This window comes from Streptomyces sp. WAC07094, from assembly GCF_036320405.1.
GTDB lineage: Bacteria > Actinomycetota > Actinomycetes > Streptomycetales > Streptomycetaceae > Streptomyces > Streptomyces lannensis.
The window spans coordinates 3,508,841-3,534,888 of record NZ_JAVMJZ010000001.1 but is presented as its reverse complement, the minus strand read 5'-3'; the positions used below and the strand labels follow the sequence as shown (position 1 = coordinate 3,534,888).

Genomic DNA, 26,048 nt, shown 5'->3' with positions numbered 1-26,048 from the left:
CGCTCGGTCAGCTGGTGGGGGCGGTACCGGGTCCCGCGTAGTCAGAGGTGAAGCAGGACTTGATCGCCTTCTCCGAGAGGGGGCGTCCGGCGAAGTCGAGCCGGGAGGCGACCTTGTCGTCGGGCTTGGTGTTGGGGTCGTCGTCGAACCAGAGCGACCACCAGTAGATGCCTTGCATCTTCCGGTCCTGCACCACCTGGCAGACGGCGTTGTACCAATTGGCCTGCACCTGGGGGTTGACGGCTCGCTTGACGTAGAAGTCACCGGGGGCGTGGTAGGCGCCGTTCATGGCGCCGATGCCGGTCTCGGAGACGAGGATGTTCGGCAGCGAACCGGTGGCCTTCTTGTCCAGCCAGTCGTTCCAGCCCTTGACCAGGTCCTGGACCGGAGCGGTGTCCGGCACCTTGACGGGGAAGTAGGCGTCGACGCCGAGGTGGTTGACCGGCATGTTGATCCGGCGGGTGACGTAGTTGTCCCAGTTGGCGTCGTAGGCGACCTCGCCGGAGAAGTCCTTCTCGGCGTAGCTGACCAGAGTGCCCCAGCCGGCGTCGCCTTCCAAGGAATTCAGCTCGGTACCGATGACGAAGGTGTCCGCCTTCGTGTCCTCGGCGGCCTTGAGGTACGGGGCGAGGAACTGCTTGTACGAGGCGAACCAGGCGGAGCGCGAGGCGGGCTCGATGCTGCCGCGCCAGCCGTTCGACTGCTCCAGGGTGCCTTCGTCCAGGATCGGGCGGACGGTGGTGCGGAACCCGGCGTCCTTGAACACCTTCAGTACCCGTTCGAGACGTTCCGGGGACGGGGTCTTCGGGCCGGCGGAGAGCTTGTTGGACGTGGAGTTCTGGATGAAGAACGGGAACGAGACCGACACCGAGTTCGCGCCCAGGCCGATGAGGTACTTCGCCTGCTTGCCGGCCTGTGCCTCGATGAACGTGTCGGATCGTTTGCTCTTCTCCTCCTCCCAGTAGAGCTGTACGCCCCACTGCGGCATGCCCTTCTTCCAGGGCTTGGTGACCTGGAGGGCGTCGGTGGAGGAGGACGCGGAGGAGCCGGGTGTCTTGTCCGTGGACTGGCCGGCCGGGCCGGCGGGCTCCTCGGCGTCGCCCTTGACGATCTTGGGCATGGCCGAGCCCGCCTCCCAGCGCACCGGGTGGTCGCCGAGGACGAAGGGGGTGCCCACCACGACGGTGAGGACGGTCACCGGAAAGATGGCGAGCAGGGGAAGTCGCGAGCGCATGTCAGTTGTCTTCCGGGCGGTCAGGCGGGCTTGGCGATCACGACGAACTTGTTCTCCTCACGCCGGACGAACTTCAGGAAGCCCTTGAAGCCTCCGAGGCCCTCCAGCACCGAGAAGACGGGGATGAGCGCGACCACGACGATCGGCTCCCACCACTTGCGCCGGCCACTGACCGACGCGAGCGCGTTCAGTCGCAGGCCCTCCCAGTAGGTCCAGATCACGTAGGCGAAGTTGAGGGACCACAGGATGACCACGGACTGGGTCACGGGCGAGGTGTTCATGTCGTTGACGAGCCAGCCGAGGAGCAGCACGGCGGCGATGTGCTGGAGCGGGCCGAGGATCCAGGTGGCCACGCAGATCGACAGGAACCAGCGGTAGCGCCAGGGCACGGCCTTGTTGAAGCAGAGCGCCACCAGGCCCCAGGCCCACCGCTCCCGCTGCTTGATGAAGTCGGCCGAGTTCGCGGGGGAGGCGCCGTAGCAGCGGCCGTTGAACCAGTCGCTGCGGCCGGGGTACTTGCGGCAGAAGGTCAGGGCGAGTCGGGCGTCCTCGACGATCTCCTTGGGGCCGAAGTCCCAGCCGATGGTGGCCTCGATGGAGGCGCGCAGCACCAGCAGCTCGCCGTGCACACCGGCGGCCGGGGTGCCGAGGCCGGTCAGCGCGCGGAAACGGGCGATGTCGTCGGCGGGCCGCACCGCGTCCGCGAGCCAGGTGAACCGGTTGACCGCGTTCTCGCGGGGGTACGTGAGGATGCCCTGGGCCATGTGCTTGGCCTCGTCGGGGTGGGCACGACGCTGCCGGTTGATGAACTGGGCCAGCGAGGTCGCGGTGTCGGGGCCGACGCCGGTGTCGTCGTCCATGTGCAGCACCCAGACGTAGTCGAGGGCCTCGCCCTCCGCGATGCGCAGCTCGTGGGCGTAGTGGTTGGCACGGGCCTTGAACCGGGTGCCGTTGGCCGGGACATAGTCCTTCGGCACGGTGATCACCCGGATCAGCGGGTGGGACTGGGCGAGCCGGTCGATGGCCTCTGCCGCCTCGCAGCCCTCCTCGGTGAGGATGTCCACGCGCATGTACGGGAACCACTCGGGCATGTGCTCGACGTACGACAGGACCGAGCGCTCAAGGGCCGGGTAGGTGTCGTGCCGTCCGATGGTGGGGCAGAGGACGATCAGGAAGTCCTGGTCGACCGGTGCGGGATCCATCATCCGGTCGCTCTGGCGGACCCGGCGGCGGATCAGCAGAGCACCCTGGATGCCGACCATCACGCCCACCACCGGCAGGGACCAGACGATGGTCAGGACCCAGCTGAGTGCCGACGAACTGGGCCGGTAGGTCCACAGGCCCATGGCGACCAGCAGGATGAAGGGCAGCAGGAAGGGGATGATCCCTGGCTTCCATGCCGCGGTGCGCTGGGTGAGCTTCTGATTGTGCCGTGAATGCGGCACGCTCCCGTCGACCAGTGTCGATGCCATGACGACTGCGGAACTCCCGTGAGATCGGTCGGCGCCTCGAGGAAGCGGGCAGGCGGGCATGACGCACTGTGCGCGTCGCATGCCTGTGCCCTGGGTTGCGCGTCCTCGAACGCCACTTCGGCGTCTCGGCCGCTGCCCCTCAGATGCCCCCCCTCGGGCGCCCAGATCACCGGCCGAACAGGTGAATGATGCTTACACATTTTAGGCGTGTAAGAGAAGCGAGTGTGAATGTTGTAGTCAAAAGTTAACCGACTTGTAGATGTTCAATGTCGATTCGTGACTGAGTGTGCCCAGTTTCCGCCACTGATCACTTTGGGAGACCGGTAGGTCCGCTGCACATCCGCCCCCGTGTTCTTCTTGCGGGGGGACGTGGCGTTGTCGTACGACAGTGCCTGGCCCCACACGGTCCACAGCACCCACGGTGTCCTGTCCAGGGTGTCCGGCCGGGCGGCGTTGAGCGGCACGTGGAAGGACTCGGCGACGATCCGCGGCTTGCCGTACTGCTCCAGTCCGCGGTACCAGATCTCCGTCCAGGCCCCCGCACCGAACGGCTCTGTGGGGCTGCCGCTGTAGTCGTCGACCCCCACCACGTCCACGTAACGGTCGCCGGGGTAGTAGGGCCGGGGCTCGCGGCCGTACGAGCCGTCCCAGGAGTTCGGCGCCCATACGAAGATCAGGTTGTGCAGTCCGCGCCGCCCCACGAGGTGGTCGTACGTCACGCGCCACAACTGCCGGAAGTGGTCCGGGTCCTGGCCCGACCACCAGAAGCCGTGCCCGGGCTTTGTGTTCATCTCGTGGTACGGACGCAGCAGCACCGGAACCCCGTGGTCGGCGAGATAGCCCAGGTGGTCGGCGAGGAAGTCGAGGTCGTGCAGCAGGTTCTGGTGCTCCGAGGTGCCCGGGGTGATCACCCGGGCGAACCAGCCGGGGTCGTGGGCGGCGGGGGAGTTGCGCTGTTGTGTCTGTGCGAATCCCTTGACCGGGCTTCCGGGGTACGGCTGGTGGAAGGAGAAACCGACGATGCCCGCCGGGCCGCCCCCGTTGTGCGGCAGGGAGACCTCGGTTCCGGACGCGCAGTCCCAGTGGCTGCCGGAGGGATGGTACGAGCCGTCGTCAGACCGCGGCAGGCCCGCCCAGACACCCAGGGCGAGATCCACGGCGTCGTCGACGTACCCCCACATCCGGCGGCAGCTCGGCCAGGAGCGTGAGTAGGAGCGCGACTCGCCCACCGCCCAGCCCGGCTGTCCGTAACCGGGGCCCAGGTCCAGCTCCACGAACCCGGGCAGCCGCCCGGTGATGTCCTTCGCCTTGCGGTAGTAGTAGCCCGGCTGCTTGATGCCGTGGTAGTCGCCGTACTGGGGGTTGTACCGCTCGTTCTGCAGCTCCACGTGCTGACCGATCACCGTACGGCTCGGGCGGCCGTGCCGCGCGTCGTTCTCCAGGCCGGCCAGCATCGCGTACACCCGGCGTGCGGCCGGGGTGGCCCTGGGGTCCCGCTCCCGCAGATCGGTCGCGACCGTCACCGGTGCCTTGTCCGGCCAGGCCCACACCGCCAGTGGCGCCGTCACCGCCGCGCCGATCGCCCCCAGCAGACCGATGCGTCCTCGCATCCGCATGACGTCAGGCCGATCCCGTGATCGACCGCACGGCGTCCCGGTGTTCCCCGGGACGCCCGTGGTCTGCGGACGCGCGGCGTATCACTGGTCGGCGGCCGCGGCCGCCTGCACCTCGCCGCGGCGGCGGATCTGCCGGAAGGCGAACTCGGCCATGTCGTCGCCTGCCGTGAAGACCTTGGCGTCCTTGGCCGTCACGTCCTTGCCGTTCGTGAAGCCGGCGAGCGTGAAGTAGGCGTAGCGACCGTAGGAATTGGTGGTGGAACGGCAGACCGTCTTACGGCAGAACGTGGGCACGCCCTTGCCGAACAGCGAGGTGACGAAGCTCTTCTTGTCCGCCTGCTGCTTGGTCTTCGTCGCCTGGTCGGTGGTGTCGAAGAGTGCCACGCCGACGGTCACCGCGACGCCGTCCTTGGTGTAGGTGGCACGGATGACACGGGTGCAGCGGTTCTTGGTGAGCACCGCGGGCAGCGTGTTCTGAGCGGCCGAGGCGCACTTCGTGGTGTCCGCCGTCGGCCCCTTCTTGTAGACGTTCGTGCCCACGGTCAGCTGGGTGCCGGGGAACAGCGTGTCCGCGCTGATCGGGGCCTTGTCCTTCTGCACGCTGGATATGAAGTCCATCGGGTCCAGCGGAGGAGGGGCCGAGGTGGGGGCGAAGGTCGGAACGGTCGCGGCACTCCCGCTGGGGAGGTCCGCGGTGCCCGGCAGTGAGCCGGACGGCTTGTCCGATGCCTCGGGGCTGCCGTTCGCGGACACGACAGCCACGGCGACGGCGGCGCCGACGGCGACCGTGGCCAGGGCGCCGCCGAGGATCAGCAGCAGCCGACGGCGCTTGTTGCGCGCCTCGGAGGCTTCGGCGAGCGCGGCCCAGTCGGGGGTGTCGCTGCGGCTACCCCGCTCGGACTGCTGGGAAGTCGGTTTCCAGGGATCCCACGGGGGCTCCCCCTGCCCATAACTCATGCGGCGCATCTTAGACGGGCCGCGGAGGGTCCTGTTCCCTTCGGTGAGCCCCCGGGACGGCGGGACCGGGAGGCAGAATGGACAGGCTCCCGCTTTGTGTGGCAGCCCAGGCAAATCCAGCCTGTCCGACCATTGAGGGCGAGGTCACCGGGTCCGGCACGCCCGGCGGGGTGCCGTCGCGGGGGCGATCGGCGGTGCCGCGGCGCCGAAACCGCCAGGACAGGCGCGGGCCCCTTCGTTTTGACCCATGTGGATGCCCCCGTTATCCTGGCTGTTCGTTATGTGTATTGGCTTGCTCATTCTCACGTGAGGGGCCCTTACACCGGTCCACCGGGCCGATGACCAGCGACCTGCACGCGGCTTGCGTCACCGCAGTGCGGTCTGGGCTGTCGTGATCGTCTTCGGTGACCTTGTCAGGATCCTCACTGAAGAAGCGAAGGCTACGAACCGTGCGTACGTACAGCCCCAAGCCCGGCGATGTGACGCGTCAGTGGCACGTCATCGACGCTCAGGACGTCGTCCTGGGCCGTCTGGCCACCACCGCCGCCACCCTGCTGCGCGGCAAGCACAAGCCGATCTATGCGCCCCACGTGGACACCGGCGATTTCGTCATCATCATCAACGCGGACAAGGTGCACCTGTCCGGCAACAAGCGGACCCAGAAGATGGCGTACCGCCACTCCGGCTACCCGGGTGGTCTGCGTTCCGTCCGCTACGACGACCTGCTGGCGAACAACCCCGAGAAGGCCGTCGAGAAGGCCGTCAAGGGCATGCTCCCCAAGAACTCCCTGGGCCGTCAGATGCTCTCGAAGCTGAAGGTCTACAAGGGTGACCAGCACCCGCACGCTGCCCAGCAGCCGGTGCCGTTCGAGATCACCCAGGTCGCGCAGTAAGTCCGGCCACCCCCTAAGACCAGAAGAGAATCTGAGGAGAATCGTGGCCGAGACCACTGCCGAGCAGCCGCTCGAAGAGCTTGACATCGACAGCTACACCACCGAGACCGATGTCCCGGTGGAGGGTGAGTACACCTCCGAGTCCCTCGCGTCCCGCTTCGGCGAGCCCCAGCCGGCCGCCGGCCTGGGCCGTCGCAAGAACGCCATCGCCCGCGTCCGGATCGTTCCGGGCTCCGGAAAGTGGAAGATCAACGGTCGCACCCTCGAGGACTACTTCCCGAACAAGGTGCACCAGCAGGAAGTCAACGAGCCCTTCAAGGTGCTCGAGCTGGACGGCCGCTACGACGTCATCGCCCGCATCGCGGGTGGCGGCGTCTCCGGTCAGGCCGGTGCGCTCCGTCTCGGTGTCGCCCGTGCGCTGAACGAGGCGGACGTCGACAACAACCGTGGTGCGCTGAAGAAGGCCGGCTTCCTGCGCCGCGACGACCGCGCGGTCGAGCGGAAGAAGGCCGGTCTGAAGAAGGCCCGCAAGGCCCCGCAGTACAGCAAGCGCTGATCGCATCCGCTGGTCGCTGCGGGCGTCGTACCGCCTGCAGCGCGCACGCATCGCCCCGGCAGCACGCTCTGTGCCGCCGGGGCGGTTCGTTTACGGGGAGTGGCGCTTATCCCCGGCTTATGGAGTTCGGCTTGTGGAGCTTATGGAGCAATCCCGACGGTCTCGGTACGGACGCGGGTGATAAGCCTGAAGACAGGTCCGGGGAGTGTACGTAGCCCGTCCCTGTCCGGACACTCGGCATGAGCCGCACAATCGCAGCAACGTTCGGAGGACGACACAGTGGGACGACTCTTCGGTACGGACGGCGTACGCGGCGTCGCCAACGCGGATTTGACGGCCGAGATGGCACTCGGTCTGTCCGTGGCAGCGGCACACGTACTGGCCGAGGCGGGTACGTTCGAGGGCCACAAGCCGAAGGCGGTGGTCGGACGGGATCCGCGTGCGTCCGGGGAGTTCCTGGAAGCCGCCGTGGTCGCTGGGCTCGCCAGCGCGGGCGTGGACGTGCTGCGCGTGGGAGTCCTGCCCACCCCGGCCGTCGCGTATCTGACCGGTGCGCTCGGCGCCGACCTCGGTGTGATGCTCTCCGCCAGCCACAACGCCATGCCCGACAACGGGATCAAGTTCTTCGCCCGCGGTGGCCACAAACTGGCCGACGATCTCGAGGACAAGATCGAGACCGTGTACGAGGAGCACCGCACCGGCGCTCCCTGGGACCGGCCCACTGGCGCCGGGGTCGGACGCGTGACGTCCTACGGCGAGGGCCTCGACCAGTACGTGGGCCACCTCCTCGACGTCCTGCCGAACCGCCTCGAAGGGCTCAAGATCGTCCTCGACGAGGCCCACGGCGCCGCCGCCCGGGTCTCCCCGGAGGCGTTCACTCGGGCGGGCGCCGAGATCGTCACGATCGGCGCGGAGCCCGACGGCCTGAACATCAACGCCGGCTGCGGCTCGACCCACCTGGACAAGCTCAAGGCCGCCGTCGTCGAGCACGGCGCCGATCTCGGTATCGCGCACGACGGCGACGCCGACCGCTGCCTCGCCGTGGACCACACGGGCGAGGAGGTGGACGGCGACCAGATCCTGGCCGTACTCGCGCTGGCGATGCGGGAGCGTTCCGCACTGCGCTCCGGCACCGTCGTCGCGACGGTCATGTCGAATCTGGGCTTCAAGCTGGCCATGGAGCGCGAGGGCATCCATCTGGTGCAGACCGCGGTCGGTGACCGGTACGTGCTGGAGGAGATGAAGGAGAAGGACTACGCGCTCGGCGGCGAGCAGTCCGGGCACGTCATCGTCCTCGACCACGCCACCACCGGTGACGGCACGCTGACCGGCCTGCTGCTGGCCGCACGGGTGGCGCAGACCGGCCGCACGCTCAAGGACCTCGCCTCGGTGATGGAGCGGCTGCCGCAGGTCCTCGTGAACGTCCCCGACGTCGACAAGTCCCGTGTCGGCACGTCCGCCGACGTCGCCTCCGCCGTCACCGAGGCCGAGCGGGAGCTGGGGTCGACGGGGCGGGTGCTGCTGCGTCCCTCGGGCACCGAGCCGCTGGTGCGGGTCATGGTCGAGGCCGCAGACATCGACCAGGCGCGGTCCGTGGCCGGCCGTCTCGCGGACGCGGTGAAGTCGGCGCTCGGCTAGGGACGCCCGGCTCCGGAGTTGCGTTCACGCTGTCTGGCCCAGAACCACTTCTGGGCCAGCAGGGTGACCGTGCCGGCGAGCACGATGCCCAGCAGGTTCAGCAGGAGCTGCTCGGTGGAGCCCCATGCCTGGCGGTACTCGTTGTAGGTGAAGGCCACGGCTGCGTTCGCGGCGGCCGGGACCGTGGTCACCGAGATCGCCACGCCGACGAGCGCCCCCGACTTCGCCGAGGTCAGCGAGAGGGTGCCGGCGACGCCGGCGAGGACCGCGACGACGAACGAGAAGGCGTCCGGCTGGTAGATGAAGGCGGTGTTGGGCCGCACGGCATCCAGCCTGACCCGGCTGAACAGGTCCACGGCGTCCATGAAGTACGTGAACCCCACGGTCACCAGCATGGCCACCGCGAAGCCGACCAGAAGCGCGCTCAGCGAGCGGAGAGCCAGTCGGGACGCCCGCCGCACGAGCGCCGTGCTCAGGCCTGCCAGCGGGCCGAATTCCGGGCCCACCGCCATCGCGCCGACGATCAGGATCGCGTTGTCGAGGACGACACCGCAGGCCGCGATCATCGTGGCCAGCGTGAGGAAGGCCACGTAGGTGACCGAGAGTGTCGACTCCTCGTGCGTCGCGTCCGTGAGGTGCTCCCAGAGCACCGCGTCGGCGCCCTCGCCCGGGGCATCCCTCTCGGCCTTCCGGCCGCGCTCGGAGAGCGACAGGTCGATGTTCTCCACGGCGATCGAGCCGGTTCGGTCCAGCCCCAACGTCCGGAGCGCGCTGATCAGTTCGTCACCCGCCTCGCGGGCGACATCGCACATCACCAGGTCCCCGGCGGGGTTGCGAGCTGCCCCTCGCAACATCACCAGGTGGGCGGTGCCGACCGTCCGTTCGATCAGACGCACCACGTCGTCGGTCTTCTCTTCCGGAGAGATCACGCGCAGATGCAGCATGACGCCTTTTTAACAGGCCGCACCGCTGACCCGAACGGCTGTCCTACAGCTTGCGCAGGCTCAGCCGCTGCACCTTGTGGTCCGGGCCCTTGCGCACCACCAGGGTGGCGCGGCCGCGGGTCGGCGCGATGTTCTCCACGAGGTTCGGCTTGTTGATCGTCTGCCACATCGTGCGGGCGTAGTCGAGGGCCTCCTCCTCGGCGACCTGCGTGTACTTGCGGAAGTACGACGAGGGGTCCTGGAAGGCGGTCTGGCGGAGCTTGCGGAAGCGGCTGAGGTACCAGCGTTCGACGTCCTCGGTGCGGGCGTCGACGTACACGCTGAAGTCGAAGTAGTCGGCGAGGCCGACCCGGGTACGGCCGTCCTTGCCCGGGAGGGCCGGCTGGAGCACGTTGAGGCCCTCGACGATGAGGATGTCCGGGCGGCGGACGGTGAGCGTGCGACCGGGCACGATGTCGTAGATCAGGTGCGAGTAGACCGGGGCCGTCACCTCGTCCTTGCCGGCCTTGATGTCGGCGACGAAACGGGTCAGCGCCCGGCGGTCGTAGGACTCGGGGAAGCCCTTGCGCGCCATCAGCCCGCGGGCCTGGAGTTCCTCGGTGGGCAGCAGGAAGCCGTCGGTGGTCACCCGCTCCACCCGCGGGTGCTCGGGCCAGCGGGAGAGCAGCGCCTGCAGCAGACGGGCGACGGTCGACTTGCCGACCGCCACGGAGCCTGCGACACCTATGACGAACGGTGTGCCGGACTGGGAGCCCTGCTCGCCGAGAAAGGTGTTCAGGGCCCCGCGCAGGCCGTCGGTGGCGCCGACATAGAGGTTGAGCAGCCGCGACAGCGGGAGGTAGACGTCCCGCACCTCGTCGAGGTCGATCACGTCGCCGAGACCGCGCAGCTTCTCGACCTCCTCGGCCGTCAGCGGCAGCGGCGTCTTGTCGCGCAGCGCGCTCCACTCGGCACGGGTGAGGTCGACGTAGGGAGTCGCCTCCGGCCTTGGCCGGTGGGCGCTCCGGGGCATCGAAGAGACCGGAGAGATCACAGTCCATTGTTAACGGAGTTCGAACCGGACTGTGGGGTGGGGTGCGTCACGTCCGCCTGGCGCGGACATGCCGATGGGGTGGCCGATTTCGTCCGCCGTCGCGTCCGTTGGCCGATCCGGCCGGTCCGTGGTGCCTTCGCGGACCGGGTAATCCGGATGGCTCAATCGCCCGCCGAGGCCGGACGACGGGCCGGCCGCCGACGGTGTCGCGGCGGGCCGTGCCGGCCGAGGCGCGTGCAGCAGCGCGCCTGGATGCGCGCGATGACGCGTACCTTTCCGAGCCCCTTGGCCCGGCGGAGTTCGGCTTCGGTGACGCACAGGGGGATCCCCACGTCGGATTCCCACGTCCCCGCCCCAGTCGTCCGGGCGAGCACTTTTCGCCACACTCGGTGCCGCTCTCCAGCACTGGTTGATCACGAGTACCCGGTCAGTCATGTGTGCTTCGGCCCACGGGCGTTCGTACGCCAGTGGGAATTTCCGATTTCGGGCACGCTTCGAGAGGTCGGGACGTCCCCCGGACCGTAGGCTGCGGCACATGTGCGGAATTGTGGGATACGTGGGGCCGCAGTCGGCGCTCGACGTGGTCGTGGCGGGATTGAAGCGGCTGGAGTACCGGGGATACGACTCGGCGGGCGTGGCCGTGCTCGCGGACGGGGGCCTGGCCGCCGCCAAGAAGGCGGGCAAGCTGGTCAACCTGGAGAAGGAGCTGGTGGATCGGCCGCTGCCGGCCGGCACCACGGGTCTCGGGCACACCCGCTGGGCCACCCATGGCGCACCGACCGACGTCAACGCGCATCCGCATCTCGACAACGCGGGCCGCGTCGCCGTCGTCCACAACGGGATCATCGAGAACTTCGCGCTCCTGCGGGCCGAACTGGCGGAGCGGGGCCATGTGCTCGCCTCCGACACGGACACCGAGGTCGTCGCCCATCTGCTCGCCGAGGAGTTCGCGGTGACGGCGGACCTGGCGGAGGCGATGCGGCTGGTGTGCCGGCGGCTGGACGGCGCGTTCACCCTGGTGGCGGTGCACGCCGACGAGCCGGACGTGGTTGTCGGCGCCCGGCGGAACTCCCCGCTGGTGGTGGGCGTCGGTGAGGGCGAGGCCTTCCTCGCCTCGGATGTCGCGGCGTTCATCGCTCACACCCGGTCCGCGATCGAGCTGGGCCAGGACCAGGTGGTCGAACTGCGCCGGGACGGCGTCACGGTCACCGGCTTCGACGGCCGCCCCGCCGACGTCCGGTCCTATCACGTGGATTGGGACGCCTCGGCCGCCGAGAAGGGCGGCTACGACTACTTCATGCTCAAGGAGATCGCCGAGCAGCCCAAGGCGGTCGCCGACACCCTGCTCGGCCGTATCGACGCCTCCGGCTCGCTGCGCCTGGACGAACTGCGGATCTCGGCCGCCGAACTGCGCGAGGTCGACAAGATCGTGGTCGTGGCGTGCGGCACGGCCTTCCACGCCGGGATGATCGCCAAGTACGCCATCGAGCACTGGACACGCATTCCGTGCGAGGTCGAGCTGGCCAGCGAGTTCCGCTACCGGGACCCGATCCTCGACCCGCGCACGCTGGTCATCGCCATCTCGCAGTCCGGCGAGACCATGGACACGCTGATGGCCCTGCGGCACGCCCGTGAGCAGGGTTCCAAGGTGCTGGCCATCTGCAACACCAACGGGTCGACGATTCCCCGGGAGTCGGACGCCGTGCTGTACACGCATGCGGGCCCGGAGGTCGCGGTCGCCTCGACCAAGGCGTTTCTGACCCAGCTCGTCGCCTGCTATCTCGTGGCCCTCTACCTGGGACAGGTGCGCGGCACCAAGTGGGGTGACGAGATCCATGTCGTCATCCGCGACCTGTCGCAGATCTCCCGCGCGGTCGAGCGGGTGCTCGAGACCATGGAGCCGGTACGCAAGCTGGCGCGCTCGCTCGCCGACAAGAACACCGTGCTCTTCCTGGGCCGGCACGTCGGCTATCCGGTGGCCCTTGAAGGCGCCCTCAAGCTCAAGGAGTTGGCGTACATGCACGCCGAGGGCTTCGCGGCGGGCGAGCTGAAGCACGGGCCGATCGCGCTGATCGAGGAGGACCTGCCGGTCGTCGTGGTCGCGCCGTCGCCCCGAGCGCGCTCGGTCCTGCACGACAAGATCGTCTCCAATATCCAGGAGATCCGTGCGAGGGGTGCGCGCACCATCGTGATCGCGGAGGAGGGCGACGAGACGGTGGCCCCGTACGCGGACCATCTGATCCGCATCCCCGCGACGCCCACCCTGTTGCAGCCGCTGGTCGCGACGGTACCCCTCCAGGTCTTCGCCTGCGAACTGGCGACGGCCCGGGGCAACGAGGTGGACCAGCCGCGGAACCTGGCGAAGTCGGTGACGGTGGAATGAGCCCTCGGGGCCTGTGAACACGACTCGAACGCCCGGCCCGGGAGTTCGAGTCGGGCAGGGACACGGAACGGGGGAGTCGACGGCCGCGGCGGTGGCGGCCTGTTCGCCGGGGGCCCGAGACTCCGGGACCCCTCCCGAGCGGGCGCTCCCCGGCGTTCGGCACAGGCGTGTGCGGAACGGTCGCCGCAGGCCGGCAGCCGGTCGTGACGGACGCGTCGGCGGAGACCGGGGAGCGGAGGCGGGCCGCCGTAGGGTGCTCCGTATGAGCATCATCGGGGTCGGCATCGACGTGGCCGAGATCGACCGGTTCGCGGCGTCGCTGAGGCGCACGCCGGGTCTGGCCGAACGTCTCTTCCTGCACCAGGAGTTGCTGCTGCCGAACGGGGAGCGGCGCGGTGTCGCCTCCCTGGCCGCGCGGTTCGCGGCCAAGGAGGCGGTGGCCAAGGCCCTGGGCGCGCCCGCCGGGCTGCACTGGACCGACGCCGAGGTCTACGTCGAGGACAGCGGCCAGCCGAGGCTGCGGGTGACGGGCACGGTCGCGGTCCGCGCCGCCGAACTCGGCGTGAAGTCCTGGCACGTGTCGCTCAGTCATGACGCGGGCGTGGCCTCGGCGGTCGTCGTGGCGGAGGGGTAGGTCCGCTCCCTACCCGCGGTCGTGAGGGAGACTCGACGGTATGCGTACTGCGTACAGCGTGGAGACGGTGAGGGCGGCCGAGCGTTCGCTCATGGCACGGCTTGCGGAGGGTGCGCTGATGCAGCGCGCCGCCGCCGGACTGGCCGCGGCCTGCGCTCAGTTGCTGCGACGGGTGTACGGCAGCCGGCTGGTGCTGCTGGTGGGCAGCGGGGACAACGGCGGTGACGCCTTGTACGCCGGGGCGCGGCTGGCCCGGCGCGGAGCGGGCGTCACGGCGGTGCTGCTCGCGCCGGAAAGGACCCATCAGGGCGGGCTCGCGGCCCTGCGGGGGGCGGGCGGCACGGTGGTGCCGGGCGGTCCCGAGTCCGTGGGCGCCGCCGAGGAGGCGATCCGGCGTGCCGACCTCGTGGTCGACGGAATCGTCGGGATCGGCGGCAAGGGCGGCCTGCGGCCGGACGCGGCGCGGCTCGCCGCGCTCGTCGGGCAGTCGCGGGCGGCCGTCGTCGCCGTCGACCTGCCGAGCGGGGTGGAGGCCGACACCGGCGAGGTGCTCGGCCCGGCCGTACGGGCCGATCTGACCGTGACCTTCGGCACCCACAAGCCGGCCCTGCTCATCGACCCGGCCCGGGAGTACGCCGGTTCCGTACGCCTCGTGGACATCGGGCTCGAACTGCCCGGGCAGGCCGAACTCGAGGCGCTGCAGCACGCGGACGTGGCGGCGCTGCTGCCCCTGCCGCAGGCCGAGAGCGACAAGTACCGGCGCGGGGTGGTCGGTATCGCCGCCGGATCCGCGCGCTACCCCGGGGCGGCCGTGCTCGCGGTGTCGGGCGCGCTGCGGGGCGGGGCCGGGGCCGTGCGGTATGTGGGGCCCGCCGGGGAAGCGGTGATCGCGCGCTTCCCCGAGACGCTGGTCTCCGACACCGGGCCCGCGAAGGCGGGGCGGGTGCAGGCATGGGTCGTGGGGCCGGGCGTCGGGGACGACGCGGCGACCGTTGCGGAGGTGCTGGGGGCGGACGTGCCCGTGCTCGTCGACGCCGACGGGCTGCGGCTGGCCGACCGGGACACCGTCCGGGGCCGCGGGGCGCCCACCGTGATGACCCCGCATGCGGGGGAGGCCGCCGCACTGCTCGGGGTGTCGCGCGAGGAGGTCGAGGGGGCCCGGCTCGCGGCGGTGCGGGAACTGGCGGCGCGTTACCGGGCGACCGTGCTGCTCAAGGGTTCCACCACGCTGGTGGCGGACGCCGGGGGCGGGCCCGTCCTGGTGAACGCCACGGGCACGCCCTGGCTCGCGACCGCGGGGAGCGGGGACGTGCTGTCCGGGTTGTCCGGTTCACTGCTCGCATCGGGTCTTTCCGCCCGGGACGCGGCCGGTGCGGCCGCGTATCTGCACGGTCTCGCGGGCCGGTACGCGGCGGACGGCGCGCCCGCGGGGGCACACGACGTGGCGAACGCCGTCCCGGAGGCCTGGCGGGACGTACGGGGCTGACCGGCCTCCCGGGCGGCCCCGGGCGACCGCCCCGCCTGTGGGACGTCACCGTCGTGGCGGACGGCACGCGCCGCACCGGCGTCGAAGAGGCGGGGGAGCCCTCTGAGAGACTGGGGCGCGATGACAAGTACTGAGACGGCACCTCTGCGCGCCCGTGCCGAGATCGACCTGGCGGCTCTGCGGGCGAACGTCCGTGCCCTGCGCGCTCTCGCTCCCCGCGCCGCCCTGATGGCCGTGGTGAAGTCGGACGCGTACGGCCACGGGGCGGTGCCGTGCGCCCGCGCCGCCCTCGAAGCCGGTGCCGAGTGGCTCGGCACCGCCACGCCCGAGGAGGCGTTCGCGCTGCGCGAGGCGGGCCTGCACGGACGTGTCCTGTGCTGGCTCTGGACCCCCGGCGGGCCCTGGCGCCGCGCGATCGAGTCCGACGTCGACGTGTCCGTGAGCGATCTGTGGGCCCTGGAAGAGGTGCGTGAGGCCGCGGCCGCCGCCGGCATGCCGGCCCGCGTCCACCTCAAGGCCGACACCGGCCTCGGGCGGGCCGGCTGCCAGCCCGCGGACTGGCCGGAACTCGTCGCCGAGGCCCTGCGGGCCCAGGCGGACGGCCTGGTCAGGGTCGTCGGCCTGTGGTCGCACTTCGCCTGCGCCGACGAGCCCGGACACCCCTCCATCGCGTCCCAACTCGGCCGCTTCCGCGAGATGGTGGCGCACGCCGAGAAGCAGGGCGTACGGCCCGAGGTGCGCCACATCGCCAACTCGCCGGCCACGCTGACCCTGCCCGAGGCCCATTTCGACCTCGTCCGGACCGGCATCGCCGTCTACGGCCTGTCGCCCAGCCCCGAGCTCGGCACCCCGGCGGACCTCGGGCTGCGCCCGGTGATGACGCTGAAGGCCTCGCTGGCCCTGGTGAAGCAGGTCCCCGGCGGTCACGGCGTCAGCTACGGGCACCAGTACACGACCCCCGGCACCACGACCCTCGGCCTGGTCCCCGTCGGCTACGCGGACGGCGTCCCGCGACACGCCTCCGGCAGCGGCCCGGTCCTGGTCGACGGCAAGCTGCGGACGGTCGCGGGGCGGATCGCCATGGACCAGTTCGTGGTGGACCTGGGCGGCGACGAGCCGGCGCCCGGCACACAGGCGGTCCTCTTCGGCTCCGGCGAGCACGGTGAGCCCACCGCCGAGGACTGGGCGCAGGCGGCCGGAACCATCGCTTACGAAATCGTGACCCGGATCGGATCCCGAGTTCCCCGCGTCTACGTGAATGTGAATGCGGAACAAGTTGGGTAACCCACACGAGTGAAGGTGGGCAGCGGAAGGCCGGACGGGCGGAGACTCCGGCGGGGAGGAAACGGGTCGTGAGCGAGAGCAGTGCCGAGGTTGTGGAGGCCGTCACCGGCGCCACCGCCTCCGCCGGCGGGAGCTGGCGCATAGCCGGTATCGCCGGCGCCGCGATAGGCGTGGTGGCCGCGGGCGCCGCCGCCGGCGTCGCCATAGAGCGGATGACGGTAGGCCGCGGCATGCGCCGCAAGGCCCGGCTCGCCCTCGACTCGACGGGACCGTACGGCACCCTGCGCGGTGCCCCCGGCAAGGCCTACGCGGACGACGGCACCGCGTTGTACTACGAGGTCGACGACATCGAGCCGGAGGGCGGAACGGTCCCACGGCGCCGCCGGCTCTTCGGGCGCAAGGCGCCGGCACCGGTCACCGTCGTCTTCAGCCACGGCTACTGCCTCAACCAGGATTCCTGGCACTTCCAGCGGGCCGCGCTGCGCGGCGTCGTCCGCACCGTGCACTGGGACCAGCGCAGCCACGGCCGCTCCGCACGCGGCACGGCCCAGGCCGAGGGCACGCCCGTCACCATCGACCAGCTCGGCCGCGATCTCAAGGCCGTGATAGACGCGGCAGCGCCCGAGGGCCCCCTGGTGCTCGTCGGACACTCCATGGGCGGCATGACGGTGATGGCGCTCGCCGACCAGTACCCGGAGCTGATCCGCGACCGGGTCGTCGGTGTCGCGCTCGTCGGCACGTCGTCCGGACGGCTCGGCGAGGTCAACTTCGGACTGCCCGTCGCGGGCGTCAACGCAGTGCGGCGCATCCTCCCCGGTGTGCTGAAGGCCCTGGGCCAGCAGGCGGAGCTGGTGGAGAGGGGGCGCCGGGCGACGGCCGACCTGTTCGCCGGGATCATCAAGCGGTACTCGTTCGCGTCACGCGACGTCGACCCGGCCGTCGCGCGGTTCGCGGAGCGGATGATCGAGGGCACCCCGATCGATGTGGTCGCCGAGTTCTATCCGGCCTTCACCGACCACGACAAGACCAAGGCGCTGGCCCGCTTCGCCGAGCTGCCGGTGCTCGTCCTCGCGGGCATCCAGGACCTGGTCACACCCAGCGAGCACAGCGAGGCGATTGCCGGTCTGCTGCCGGACGCCGAACTGGTGCTCGTACCGGACGCGGGTCATCTCGTGATGCTGGAACACCCCGAGGTGGTCACCGACCGTCTCGCCGACCTCCTGATGCGCTCGGGGGCGGTCCCGGCAGGGGCTACCGTGGGTGGCTATGGAAGCACCAGCACCGTACAGCCCGGCTGAGGCCCCGATGCCGGGCGTCAGCACGGAGTTCACCGTCACCTCCCCCGAACAGATGCAGGAGCTGGGGCGCCGGCTGGCCGAGCTGCTGCGCGCGGGCGACCTCGTGATGCTGAACGGCGAGCTGGGCGCGGGCAAGACCACGCTGACCCGCGGGCTCGGCGAGGGGCTCGGCGTACGGGGTGCGGTGACCTCGCCGACCTTTGTGATCGCCCGGGTGCATCCGTCCCTCGTCGACGGCCCCCCGCTGGTCCACGTGGACGCCTACCGTCTGGGCGGCGGGCTGGACGAGATGGAGGACCTCGACCTCGACGTCTCGCTGCCGGATTCCGTCGTCGTCGTGGAGTGGGGCGAGGGCAAGGTCGAGGACCTCACGGACGACCGGCTGCACGTGGGCATCCACCGCGCCGTCGGAGACACCGTCGACGAGGTGCGGCACGTGACCCTCACGGGCCTCGGCAGGCGCTGGTCGGCCGTGGATCTGGCGGCCCTGTCCGCCTGAGAGCGGGCATGCGATCCGTCCCGGGTCCCCGGCGCGGAGCCGCCCGGTCGACGGGGGTCTTCGCCCGCGAGGTGTACCCGCCCGGTCACGTTCGGAAGGGTCCCCCGGCGCGGCGACCTTCGTCACCCGGCATTCCGACAACTCGTCGGCAAGATATTGCGCCGCAGGTGCCGGGCATGGTCCCATGGGAATCAGTTCGTGGTTAGGTCTGCCTAACCATGCCGCCCCCCGCGACACCAGGAGGCGTCCATGCCGGCTTCAGAACGTAACGAGGCGCAGCCGCGCGTTCCGGCCGGAGCGGCCGGGGTGTCGATGCGGGACCTGCTGGCGGCGTGCGCCGCGGCGAAGGCGGTCTCGACACCGCCGTGCGACCCCGTCCCCCGGGCGCCGCGCACGGCCCACGAGCCCCCGGAACCGCGCAGGGCCGCATAGGACGGGGCCGGCGGGGCGCTGTTCCCCGTGCGTGCCGCCCTCGCCTACTTGAGGACGACGACTTTCTGACCGCCCGTGGCGAACGTCCACATCGCGGTGCCGTCGGCACGGGACTCGCGGATGCCACCCAGCTTCTTCGAGGCGTCGGGCTTGGGCGTGCTGCCGTCGACCGCCGCACTGAAGCCGAACACCACACCGTCGATCAGCGCGAACCGCACGATGTGCTCGACCGTCGTGCCGTCGGACCCGGTGCCCACGGCGCCGCGCGAGGTCACCGCGTATGTGCCGGGCGCCGGATCCACCGTCCCCGGCATCACCGTGAAGGTGCGCCGCACCTTGTTGCCCGCGCCGACCAGCCACACCCGGTCGTCGCCGGTCGAGTACACGACCCGCTCACCGGTGCCCGAGCCGGCGGGCAGCGGCGCCGGGTTCTTCTTGTCCTGCGGCGGCTTCGACGCCGTGGCCGAGGGGGACTTCTTCACCGGGGGCTTGCCCAGGGTGTCGGGCACGTGTGCCGACGCCTGATAGGCGAGGAAACCGACCACGGCGATCGCCGCCGCGGTGAGCGCGGCCACGAATCCCGAGCTGCCCCTAGCCACCTGTGCCCACCTCTCGCCCCCGCACGCGGAAGTCCCCGTCAAGCCGTGTCCGTCTCGTACGACTCACCGATTCGTTCACGGACCGACCGCGTCGTACTCCATTGCTGTGACGGTAGCAGCAGGCACCGCGCGGACCGGCCCGGCCGTGCGCCGGGCGTCGGCGCCGTAGGCTGTTTGCGTGCTCTTGCTCGCTCTGGATACCGCCACCCCCGCCGTCACCGTCGCCCTGCACGACGGAACGTCCGTCGTCGCCTCGTCGAGCCAGGTGGACGCGCGTCGGCACGGGGAACTCCTGCTGCCCGCCGTCGACCGGGTCCTCGCCGAGGCGGGCACGCGCCTCGACGCCGTCACCGGCATCGTCGTCGGTGTGGGCCCCGGTCCGTACACCGGGCTGCGCGTCGGCCTGATGACCGCCGACACGTTCGGGCTCGCGCTCGGCGTGCCCGTGCACGGCGTGTGCACGCTCGACGGCCTCGCCTACGCCTCCGATCTCACCGTGCCGTTCGTGGTGGCCACGGACGCGCGCCGCAAGGAGGTCTACTGGGCGCGGTACGACGACTCCCGCACCCGCGTCACCGAACCCGCCGTCGACCGGCCCGCGGACATCGCGGAGGCGGTCGCCGACCTGCCGGCCATCGGGGCCGGGGCGCTGCTCTATCCGGACACGTTCCCGCAGGCGCGGGAGCCCGAGCACGTCACGGCGGCCGCGCTCGCGTCCCTGGCGGTGGAGAAGCTGGCCGCGGGTGAGGAACTGCCCGCCCCCCGACCGCTGTATCTGCGCCGCCCCGACGCGCAGGTGCCCAAGAACTACAAGGTGGTCACCCCCAAGTGACCGTGCCCGTGACGCCCGCGCTGCGCGAGATGCGCTGGTGGGACATCGATGCCGTGTTGGAGCTGGAGAAGGACCTGTTCCCCGAGGACGCCTGGTCGCGGGGCATGTTCTGGTCCGAGCTCGCGCACTCGCGCGGCCCGGAGGCGACCCGGCGCTATGTCGTGGCCGTGGAGGGCGAGCGTGTGGTCGGCTACGCGGGGCTGGCCGCCCAGGGCGACCTGGGCGACATCCAGACCATCGCCGTCGCCCGCGAGCGCTGGGCCACGGGGCTCGGCGGCCGGCTCCTCACCGAGCTGCTGCAGGCGGCGACCGCGTTCGAGTGCGCCGAGGTGATGCTCGAGTGCCGGGTCGACAACGTGCGCGCCCAGAAGCTCTACGAGCGCTACGGCTTCGAACCCATCGGCTTCCGGCGCGGCTACTACCAGCCGGGGAACGTGGACGCCCTGGTGATGCGGCTCAGCACAGCGCCCGACGGCGGTTCCGCTGCGGGCAACTCCTCAGTACAAGGAACCGAGAACAATGGCTGACGAACCCCTGGTCCTGGGGATCGAGACCTCCTGCGACGAGACCGGCGTCGGCATCGTCCGCGGTAGCACCCTGCTCGCCGACGCCATCGCCTCCAGCGTCGACGAGCACGCGCGCTTCGGCGGCGTCGTGCCGGAGGTGGCCTCCCGGGCGCATCTGGAGGCCATGGTGCCGACGATCGACCGCGCCCTGAAGGAAGCGGGGGTGAGCGCGCGGGATCTGGACGGCATCGCTGTCACCGCCGGGCCCGGGCTCGCGGGTGCGCTGCTGGTCGGTGTCTCGGCGGCGAAGGCGTACGCGTACGCGCTGGGCAAGCCGCTGTACGGGGTCAACCACCTCGCCTCGCACATCTGCGTGGACCAGCTGGAGCACGGCGCGCTGCCGGAGCCGACGATGGCGCTGCTGGTCAGCGGCGGGCACTCCTCGCTCCTGCTGTCCACGGACATCACCTCCGATGTGCGGCCGATGGGCGCGACCATCGACGACGCGGCGGGCGAGGCGTTCGACAAGATCGCACGCGTGCTGAACCTCGGCTTCCCGGGCGGCCCGGTCATCGACCGGTACGCGAGGGAGGGCGACCCGGAGGCGATCACGTTCCCGCGGGGTCTGACCGGTCCGCGCGACCCCGCGTACGACTTCTCCTTCTCCGGCCTGAAGACGGCCGTGGCCCGCTGGATCGAGGCCAGGCGCGCGGCGGGCGAGGAGGTGCCGGTGCGCGATGTGGCGGCCTCCTTCCAGGAGGCGGTGGTCGATGTGCTGACCCGCAAGGCCGTCAGGGCCTGCAAGGACGAGGGCGTCGGCCATCTGATGATCGGTGGTGGCGTGGCGGCCAATTCACGGCTGCGCGTGCTGGCCCAGGAGCGCTGCGAGGCGGCCGGGATCCGGCTCAGGGTGCCCCGCCCCAAGCTGTGCACGGACAACGGCGCGATGGTCGCCTCGCTGGGCGCGGAGATGGTCGCCAGGGGCCGGGCGGCGTCGGACTGGGATCTGTCGGCGGACTCGTCGCTTCCGGTGACGGATCCGCATGTGCCGGGCAACGCGCACTCCCACGACCACGTCCACGAGGTGAGCAAGGAGAACCTGTACTCGTGACCGTCGCGCTGATGTGGGAGGCGCGTGCGGTCGCCGGCCGGGGCGAGGAACTGCTGTCGTGGGCGAGGGCGCAGGAGTTGACGCCCCCGCCCCTGCGCCGGGAGATGCTCCGTGCGCCCCAGGACCGCGTCCTCGTCATCACCTGGTGGGATGCGGACCACGCCGCCGATCTCCCCGAACTCCCCGAGCCGGACGGCCGGTTGGTCACCCGGGCGGTGCACCGCTGGCGCTTCGAGTCGGTGGCCGCGGACTGAGGCGGCGGGGTCCCGGGGCCCGTCGTTCGGTCATGCCGGTTGACGGCTGAGCGGGCGGTAAGAAGCGTGAGATTTTCCGAAGAATGACGCACAGGGGTCCCTGCTCCCCATAATTCGGACTTATGTTCCTGCGCGTGACTTCAGAAGACGCGCACGGGGACGGCAAGGGCGGCGAAGCGCGGCGGGGCGGTGGGCGGACCCGTCTGATCAGGGCCGCGGGAGCCCTCGTCGCCTGCGGGCTCGTGCTGGCGATGGCCGGGGCGGGTTGGGCGTACTGGCACCTCAACCAGAACATCAAGAGCATCGACATCGACGGTGCCCTGGGCAGTGACCGGCCGGCGCGGACGGTGACGACCCCGGCGCCCTCGGTCTCGGCCTCCGCCTCTCCGCTGCCCAGCGGCGCACTGAACCTCCTGGTCCTCGGCTCCGACTCGCGCAGCGGCCGGGCGAACGCGGCACTCGGCGGCGGCGACAGCTCCGGCGCCCGTTCGGACACGGCGATGGTGGTGCACGTCGACGCGGGCCGCGCCGGGGCGACGGTGGTGAGCATTCCGCGCGACACCCTGGTCACCCGCCCGTCGTGCCCTCTGCCCTCGGGCGGTACCACGGCGGTGGCCTACAGCTCGATGTTCAACAGCGCGTACTCGGTGGGCGGCCCGGCCTGCGCGGTGAAGACGGTCGAGTCGATGACGGGCATCCGCATGGACCACTACCTCGAGATCGACTTCTCGGGGTTCGCGAAGCTGGTGGACACGCTCGGCGGGATCACGGTCACCGACCAGGACATCGACGACGACAAGAGCCATCTGCACCTTCGGGCGGGCACGCACAGGCTCGACGGCGAGCAGGCCCTGGCCCTGGCCCGCACACGGCACGGCATAGGCGACGGCAGCGACCTCGGCCGCATAGGCCTGCAGCAGAAGGTGGTGAAGGCTCTGCTGGAACAGATCGCGTCGTCGAAGCTGCTGACCGACCCCACCGCCCTCTACCGGGTCGCCGACGCGATCACGGGCAGCCTGACCACGGACACCGGCCTGGACTCGCTGCCGGAACTGGTGCGCTTCGCCCGGAGCCTGCAGGGACTGACGTCGCAGAACATGAAGACGGTGATGATGCCGGTGGTGCCGGCGGCTTCCGACCACGATCGAGTGGTGGCGAAGGAACCGGCGGCGAGCACGTTGTGGGAGTCGCTCCGGTGAGGTCCCGGACCCGGACCTGAGCGTCCGGCCTGCGGCGACGGTCACGGAAAAGGATTCCGCGAAAAAGTTCGCGGATCGTGTCGAGGCACGCCGTCCCCGTTCGACGCATGGGTGAGAGGCCGGGAAGGACCCGGCCGCCGTATCGAGGAGTCACCGTGCCGCGTTACATGTCGCTCGTTCGCATCGACGAGACCACCGCGCCCCAGGAGGGCCCGAGCCCCGAGCTGATGGAGCGCATGGGGGAGCTGATCGAGGAGGTCACCAAGGCCGGGGTGATGCTCGACACCGCCGGGCTGACGCCGACCGCCCAGGGCACCCGGGTGCGCTGGGAAGGTGGAGAGCTCTCCGTGACGGACGGTCCCTTCACCGAGTCCAAGGAGGTCATCGGCGGCTACGCGATCATGCAGTGCAAGGACATGGCCGAGGCGATCGAGTGGGCCAAGCGCTTCGTGAAGGTCCACGAGGAGTTCTGGACGGTCACCTGTGAGGTGCGGGAGATCGTCCAGGGCTGAGCGTCCCTTGGCGCTCGTCCGCCGGGGGGTGTTGCATGGTGGGCTGTGGAACATCAGCCCACCCCCTCCCCGGCCGCGGGCGACCCCTCCCGTGTGATCGAGACCGTCTTCCGGATGGAGTCGCCGCGCGTCATCGCCGGTGTCGCCCGGATCGTGCGCGATGTGGCCATCGCCGAGGAGCTGGCGCAGGACGCACTGGTCGCCGCCCTGGAGCAGTGGCCGCGCGACGGCGTGCCCGACAACCCCGGCGCCTGGCTGACGGCCACCGCCAAGCACCGCGCGATCGACCTCGTACGCCGCCGGGAGCGGTATGCGCGCAAGCTGGCGGAGGTCGGGCGGGACCTGGAGGCGACGCCTTACCACGTCGACGAGCCGGCCGATCCGGACGACATCGACGACGACCTGCTGCGGCTCGTCTTCACGGCCTGCCACCCCGTCCTGTCCGCCGAGTCCCGTATCGCGCTCACCCTGCGCCTGCTCGGCGGACTGACCACGGCCGAGATCGCCCGGGCGTTCCTCGTCGCGGAGACCACCGTCGCCCAGCGCATCGTGCGGGCCAAGCGCACCCTCGCGGCGAAGGGCGTCGCCTTCGAGGTGCCCTACGGGCCCGAACGGGACGCGCGGCTCGGATCGGTGCTCGAGGTCATCTATCTGATCTTCAACGAGGGGTACGCGGCCACCGCGGGTGACGATCTGCTGCGTCCCGCCCTGTGCGAGGACGCGCTGCGGCTGGCCCGTGTGCTGGCCGAGCTGATGCCCAAGGAGCCCGAAGTGCACGGGCTCGCCTCGCTGCTGGAGTTCCAGGCGTCCCGCTCGGCCGCCCGCACCGGACCGAACGGCGAGCCGGTCCTGCTCGGGGACCAGAACCGGACCCGCTGGAACCGCCTGCTCATCGCCCGCGGTGTGACCGCGCTCGGCCGCGCCGACGCGGTCGCCACCGGGGCCCCCGGCCCGTACGCCCTCCAGGCCGCGATCGCCGCCTGCCACGCCCATGCGCACCGGTACGAGGACACGGACTGGGCGCGCATCGCCACTCTCTACGGCCTGCTGGCCGCCCGGTCGCCGTCGCCCGTCGTCGAGTTGAACCGCGCGGTCGCCGTCTCGATGGCCGAGGGGCCGGGTCCGGCCCTGGAGATCGTCGACCGTCTGGCGGGCGAACCGGCCCTGCGCGGCTACCACCTGCTGCCGAGCGTCCGCGGCGATCTGCTGGCCCGGCTGGGGCGTACGGCCGAGGCACGTGCGGAGTTCGAGCGCGCCGCCTCGCTCGCCCGCAACGAGCGGGAGCGGGAACTGCTCCGGGCGCGCGCAGGACTGCCGCTGAACTAGGCCGGGTGCCCGAGCAGCATCGTCGGCGCACCGGCCACCCGGGTCAGGAACACGGTCACGGCGTTCGGCCCGTGCGGTTTGGGCAGGACCTTCCGGCGCAGCTCCTCCGGCTCGACCGCCGAGCCGCGCTTCTTGACGGTCAGGACCCCGACCTCCCGCTCGCGCAGCAGCGCCTTCAGCCTCTTCACGTTGAACGGGAGCCGGTCGGTGATCTCGTACGCCGTGGCGTAGGGCGAGTCCCGGTGCTCGTCCGCCGTCACATACGCGATCGTCTCGTCGATCAGAGCGCCGTCGAGTTCCTCCGCCACCTCCGCTACCAGGTGCGCGCGGATCGCGGCGCCGTCCGGCTCGTAGAGGTAGCGGCCCGGCGCGCGCACGGGCGGGTCGGGCAGCGCGCGGCCGCGCAGCACACGCGGGCCGGGCAGCAGGGTGGCGCGTACGAGCCCCGGCTGTGTGCCGAACCAGAGCACGGCCTCCTTCACATCGCCGCCGTCCGAGATCCATTCGGCCTCCGCCGCGGTGGGCACCGCCTCGTGCGGGATGCCCGGTGCGACCTTCAGAGCCGCGTGCGATGCCTTCAGGGCCGTCGCCACGGCCCAGGACAGCGGGGGTGAGTACGCCTCGGGATCGAAGATCCGGCCGCGCCCGCCGCGCCGCGCCGGGTCGACGAAGACGGCGTCGTAGCCGGACACGTCCACCTCCGTGACGTCCGCCTCGCGCACCTCGATCAGTGCGGACAGGCCCAGCGCCTCGGCGTTCGCCCGCGCCGCGGCTGCCGTCAGCGGGTCCCGGTCCACGGCGAGGACCCGGATTCCCGCCCGGGCGAACGCGATCGCGTCGCCGCCGATGCCGCAGCACAGATCGGCGACCGAGGTCGCGCCGAGTTCCCGCAGCCGCCCCGCGCGATGGGCCGCGACGGCGGTCCTGGTGGACTGCTCGACCCCGTTCGCCGTGAAGAACATCCGCTCCGCGTCCTCGGCGCCGAACTTCGCCGCCGCCCGTTCGCGCAGCCGTGCCTGCGCGAGGGCCGCCGAGACCAGATCGGCGGGGTGTTCGCGGCGCAACCGGGTGGCGACGGCCAGTTCCCGCGCCGGAGCGGTGCCGCGCACCTCGTCCAGGAGAGCGCGGCCCTCGGGGGTGAGCAGGGAGGCGAAGGAGAGGTCGTTCACCCGGACATTGTCGACCAGTCGGTGGACGGCGTGCGTCCGGCCGCGGTGTCGGCCCGGCGGGGGCGCCGGTCGCTGGAAGGATCCGACACCATGTGGCTCGTACGACAAAACGACGAAAAGTGGGCCGGGTGCCCCTTGCGGCGTGCTGTTCCGGCGGCGAGGCGCACGGGCAGCGGTACGG

Annotated in this window: 25 protein-coding genes; 17 read left to right on the top strand and 8 right to left on the bottom strand. The window is 71.0% G+C overall.

Features of this window, described 5'->3' with window-relative positions; translation table 11 throughout:
* Window positions 1–7 precede the first annotated feature (7 nt).
* From RCR19_RS15450 to RCR19_RS15435, 4 genes are all read right to left on the bottom strand, one after another.
* Window positions 8–1,234: a hypothetical protein gene (locus tag RCR19_RS15450; RefSeq protein ID WP_331265689.1), complete on the bottom strand. Its 1,227-nt coding sequence runs from the start codon at window positions 1,232–1,234 to the stop codon at window positions 8–10.
* Between the two features lie 20 nt (window positions 1,235–1,254).
* Entirely contained in the window at window positions 1,255–2,706 is a 1,452-nt protein-coding gene (locus tag RCR19_RS15445) for a glycosyltransferase family 2 protein (RefSeq protein WP_331265688.1), read from the bottom strand.
* Window positions 2,707–2,969: 263 nt separating this feature from the next.
* The gene (locus RCR19_RS15440; RefSeq protein ID WP_331265687.1) at window positions 2,970–4,316 is read right to left on the bottom strand and encodes a glycosyl hydrolase; all 1,347 of its coding nucleotides are present in this window, start codon (window positions 4,314–4,316) and stop codon (window positions 2,970–2,972) included.
* Window positions 4,317–4,403: 87 nt separating this feature from the next.
* The gene (locus tag RCR19_RS15435; protein ID WP_331265686.1) at window positions 4,404–5,279 is read right to left on the bottom strand and encodes a hypothetical protein; all 876 of its coding nucleotides are present in this window, start codon (window positions 5,277–5,279) and stop codon (window positions 4,404–4,406) included.
* Between the two features lie 449 nt (window positions 5,280–5,728).
* Between RCR19_RS15435 and rplM the strand changes: the two genes are divergently transcribed.
* The 3 genes from rplM (at window position 5,729) to glmM (ending at window position 8,366) form a co-directional block, all read left to right on the top strand.
* Window positions 5,729–6,172, top strand: a complete 444-nt coding sequence (gene rplM / locus RCR19_RS15430; protein ID WP_059127195.1) for a 50S ribosomal protein L13 — start codon at window positions 5,729–5,731, stop codon at window positions 6,170–6,172.
* A gap of 43 nt (window positions 6,173–6,215) precedes the next feature.
* Window positions 6,216–6,728 (top strand): 30S ribosomal protein S9, encoded by a 513-nt coding sequence (gene rpsI / locus RCR19_RS15425; protein WP_059127196.1) that lies wholly within the window; start codon window positions 6,216–6,218, stop codon window positions 6,726–6,728.
* 279 nt (window positions 6,729–7,007) lie between these two features.
* Window positions 7,008–8,366 (top strand): phosphoglucosamine mutase, encoded by a 1,359-nt coding sequence (gene glmM / locus RCR19_RS15420; protein ID WP_331265685.1) that lies wholly within the window; start codon window positions 7,008–7,010, stop codon window positions 8,364–8,366.
* Here the strand turns inward: glmM and RCR19_RS15415 are convergent.
* Both RCR19_RS15415 and coaA read right to left on the bottom strand, forming a co-directional pair.
* A complete protein-coding gene (locus tag RCR19_RS15415) occupies window positions 8,363–9,310 on the bottom strand; it encodes a DUF389 domain-containing protein (protein WP_331265684.1) in 948 nt (315 codons plus the stop codon). The genes glmM and RCR19_RS15415 overlap by 4 nt on opposite strands.
* A gap of 43 nt (window positions 9,311–9,353) precedes the next feature.
* Entirely contained in the window at window positions 9,354–10,343 is a 990-nt protein-coding gene (gene coaA / locus RCR19_RS15410; RefSeq protein WP_331265683.1) for a type I pantothenate kinase, read from the bottom strand.
* Between the two features lie 535 nt (window positions 10,344–10,878).
* Between coaA and glmS the strand changes: the two genes are divergently transcribed.
* The 7 genes from glmS (at window position 10,879) to RCR19_RS15375 (ending at window position 18,359) form a co-directional block, all read left to right on the top strand.
* Window positions 10,879–12,726, top strand: coding sequence for a glutamine--fructose-6-phosphate transaminase (isomerizing) (glmS, locus tag RCR19_RS15405; protein WP_331265682.1), 1,848 nt, complete (start codon window positions 10,879–10,881; stop codon window positions 12,724–12,726).
* Between the two features lie 262 nt (window positions 12,727–12,988).
* Window positions 12,989–13,360 carry a holo-ACP synthase gene (locus RCR19_RS15400; protein WP_115976072.1) on the top strand — a complete coding sequence of 124 codons (372 nt, stop codon included), beginning with the start codon at window positions 12,989–12,991 and terminating at the stop codon, window positions 13,358–13,360.
* A gap of 40 nt (window positions 13,361–13,400) precedes the next feature.
* Entirely contained in the window at window positions 13,401–14,846 is a 1,446-nt protein-coding gene (locus RCR19_RS15395) for an NAD(P)H-hydrate dehydratase (protein ID WP_331265681.1), read from the top strand.
* A gap of 120 nt (window positions 14,847–14,966) precedes the next feature.
* The gene (gene alr, locus RCR19_RS15390) at window positions 14,967–16,130 is read left to right on the top strand and encodes an alanine racemase (protein ID WP_331265680.1); all 1,164 of its coding nucleotides are present in this window, start codon (window positions 14,967–14,969) and stop codon (window positions 16,128–16,130) included.
* Between the two features lie 68 nt (window positions 16,131–16,198).
* Window positions 16,199–17,428 carry an alpha/beta hydrolase gene (locus RCR19_RS15385; RefSeq protein ID WP_331265679.1) on the top strand — a complete coding sequence of 410 codons (1,230 nt, stop codon included), beginning with the start codon at window positions 16,199–16,201 and terminating at the stop codon, window positions 17,426–17,428.
* Window positions 17,397–17,927, top strand: a complete 531-nt coding sequence (gene tsaE / locus RCR19_RS15380) for a tRNA (adenosine(37)-N6)-threonylcarbamoyltransferase complex ATPase subunit type 1 TsaE (protein WP_331265678.1) — start codon at window positions 17,397–17,399, stop codon at window positions 17,925–17,927. Before RCR19_RS15385 ends, tsaE begins: the two co-directional genes overlap by 32 nt.
* A gap of 249 nt (window positions 17,928–18,176) precedes the next feature.
* Window positions 18,177–18,359 carry a hypothetical protein gene (locus tag RCR19_RS15375; protein WP_331265677.1) on the top strand — a complete coding sequence of 61 codons (183 nt, stop codon included), beginning with the start codon at window positions 18,177–18,179 and terminating at the stop codon, window positions 18,357–18,359.
* A gap of 44 nt (window positions 18,360–18,403) precedes the next feature.
* Here the strand turns inward: RCR19_RS15375 and RCR19_RS15370 are convergent, their stop codons facing one another.
* Window positions 18,404–18,958 (bottom strand): hypothetical protein, encoded by a 555-nt coding sequence (locus tag RCR19_RS15370; protein ID WP_331265676.1) that lies wholly within the window; start codon window positions 18,956–18,958, stop codon window positions 18,404–18,406.
* Window positions 18,959–19,136: 178 nt separating this feature from the next.
* On the opposite strand from RCR19_RS15370, the gene tsaB reads away from it, so the two are divergent.
* The 7 genes from tsaB (at window position 19,137) to RCR19_RS15335 (ending at window position 24,698) form a co-directional block, all read left to right on the top strand.
* Window positions 19,137–19,790 carry a tRNA (adenosine(37)-N6)-threonylcarbamoyltransferase complex dimerization subunit type 1 TsaB gene (gene tsaB, locus RCR19_RS15365; RefSeq protein WP_059127205.1) on the top strand — a complete coding sequence of 218 codons (654 nt, stop codon included), beginning with the start codon at window positions 19,137–19,139 and terminating at the stop codon, window positions 19,788–19,790.
* Window positions 19,787–20,317: a ribosomal protein S18-alanine N-acetyltransferase gene (gene rimI / locus RCR19_RS15360; protein ID WP_331265675.1), complete on the top strand. Its 531-nt coding sequence runs from the start codon at window positions 19,787–19,789 to the stop codon at window positions 20,315–20,317. Before tsaB ends, rimI begins: the two co-directional genes overlap by 4 nt.
* Complete coding sequence (gene tsaD / locus RCR19_RS15355; protein WP_331265674.1) at window positions 20,310–21,407, top strand: tRNA (adenosine(37)-N6)-threonylcarbamoyltransferase complex transferase subunit TsaD; 1,098 nt, start codon at window positions 20,310–20,312, stop codon at window positions 21,405–21,407. The genes rimI and tsaD overlap by 8 nt, the downstream gene beginning before the upstream one ends.
* Window positions 21,404–21,661 carry a hypothetical protein gene (locus tag RCR19_RS15350; protein WP_331265673.1) on the top strand — a complete coding sequence of 86 codons (258 nt, stop codon included), beginning with the start codon at window positions 21,404–21,406 and terminating at the stop codon, window positions 21,659–21,661. Before tsaD ends, RCR19_RS15350 begins: the two co-directional genes overlap by 4 nt.
* A 122-nt stretch (window positions 21,662–21,783) precedes the next feature.
* Window positions 21,784–22,860, top strand: a complete 1,077-nt coding sequence (locus RCR19_RS15345; protein ID WP_331265672.1) for an LCP family protein — start codon at window positions 21,784–21,786, stop codon at window positions 22,858–22,860.
* A gap of 155 nt (window positions 22,861–23,015) precedes the next feature.
* Window positions 23,016–23,372, top strand: a complete 357-nt coding sequence (locus tag RCR19_RS15340; protein ID WP_059127210.1) for a YciI family protein — start codon at window positions 23,016–23,018, stop codon at window positions 23,370–23,372.
* Window positions 23,373–23,486: 114 nt separating this feature from the next.
* Window positions 23,487–24,698: a sigma-70 family RNA polymerase sigma factor gene (locus RCR19_RS15335; RefSeq protein ID WP_331269452.1), complete on the top strand. Its 1,212-nt coding sequence runs from the start codon at window positions 23,487–23,489 to the stop codon at window positions 24,696–24,698.
* Here the strand turns inward: RCR19_RS15335 and RCR19_RS15330 are convergent.
* Window positions 24,695–25,867: a methyltransferase domain-containing protein gene (locus RCR19_RS15330; RefSeq protein ID WP_331265671.1), complete on the bottom strand. Its 1,173-nt coding sequence runs from the start codon at window positions 25,865–25,867 to the stop codon at window positions 24,695–24,697. The two genes, RCR19_RS15335 and RCR19_RS15330, sit on opposite strands and share 4 nt — an antisense overlap.
* Window positions 25,868–26,048 lie beyond the last annotated feature (181 nt).

Excerpts from the sequence above, each read along its gene's own strand:
- RCR19_RS15450 (WP_331265689.1), bottom strand. The coding sequence starts at position 1,234 with ATGCGCTCGCGACTTCCCCTGCTCGCCATCTTTCCGGTGACCGTCCTC.
- RCR19_RS15445 (WP_331265688.1), bottom strand. The coding sequence starts at position 2,706 with ATGGCATCGACACTGGTCGACGGGAGCGTGCCGCATTCACGGCACAAT.
- RCR19_RS15440 (WP_331265687.1), bottom strand. The coding sequence starts at position 4,316 with ATGCGAGGACGCATCGGTCTGCTGGGGGCGATCGGCGCGGCGGTGACG.
- RCR19_RS15435 (WP_331265686.1), bottom strand. The coding sequence starts at position 5,279 with ATGAGTTATGGGCAGGGGGAGCCCCCGTGGGATCCCTGGAAACCGACT.
- RCR19_RS15415 (WP_331265684.1), bottom strand. The coding sequence starts at position 9,310 with ATGCTGCATCTGCGCGTGATCTCTCCGGAAGAGAAGACCGACGACGTG.
- glmS (WP_331265682.1), top strand. The coding sequence starts at position 10,879 with ATGTGCGGAATTGTGGGATACGTGGGGCCGCAGTCGGCGCTCGACGTG.
- RCR19_RS15400 (WP_115976072.1), top strand. The coding sequence starts at position 12,989 with ATGAGCATCATCGGGGTCGGCATCGACGTGGCCGAGATCGACCGGTTC.
- RCR19_RS15395 (WP_331265681.1), top strand. The coding sequence starts at position 13,401 with ATGCGTACTGCGTACAGCGTGGAGACGGTGAGGGCGGCCGAGCGTTCG.
- alr (WP_331265680.1), top strand. The coding sequence starts at position 14,967 with ATGACAAGTACTGAGACGGCACCTCTGCGCGCCCGTGCCGAGATCGAC.
- tsaE (WP_331265678.1), top strand. The coding sequence starts at position 17,397 with ATGGAAGCACCAGCACCGTACAGCCCGGCTGAGGCCCCGATGCCGGGC.
- RCR19_RS15375 (WP_331265677.1), top strand. The coding sequence starts at position 18,177 with ATGCCGGCTTCAGAACGTAACGAGGCGCAGCCGCGCGTTCCGGCCGGA.
- tsaD (WP_331265674.1), top strand. The coding sequence starts at position 20,310 with ATGGCTGACGAACCCCTGGTCCTGGGGATCGAGACCTCCTGCGACGAG.
- RCR19_RS15345 (WP_331265672.1), top strand. The coding sequence starts at position 21,784 with ATGTTCCTGCGCGTGACTTCAGAAGACGCGCACGGGGACGGCAAGGGC.
- RCR19_RS15335 (WP_331269452.1), top strand. The coding sequence starts at position 23,487 with ATGGAGTCGCCGCGCGTCATCGCCGGTGTCGCCCGGATCGTGCGCGAT.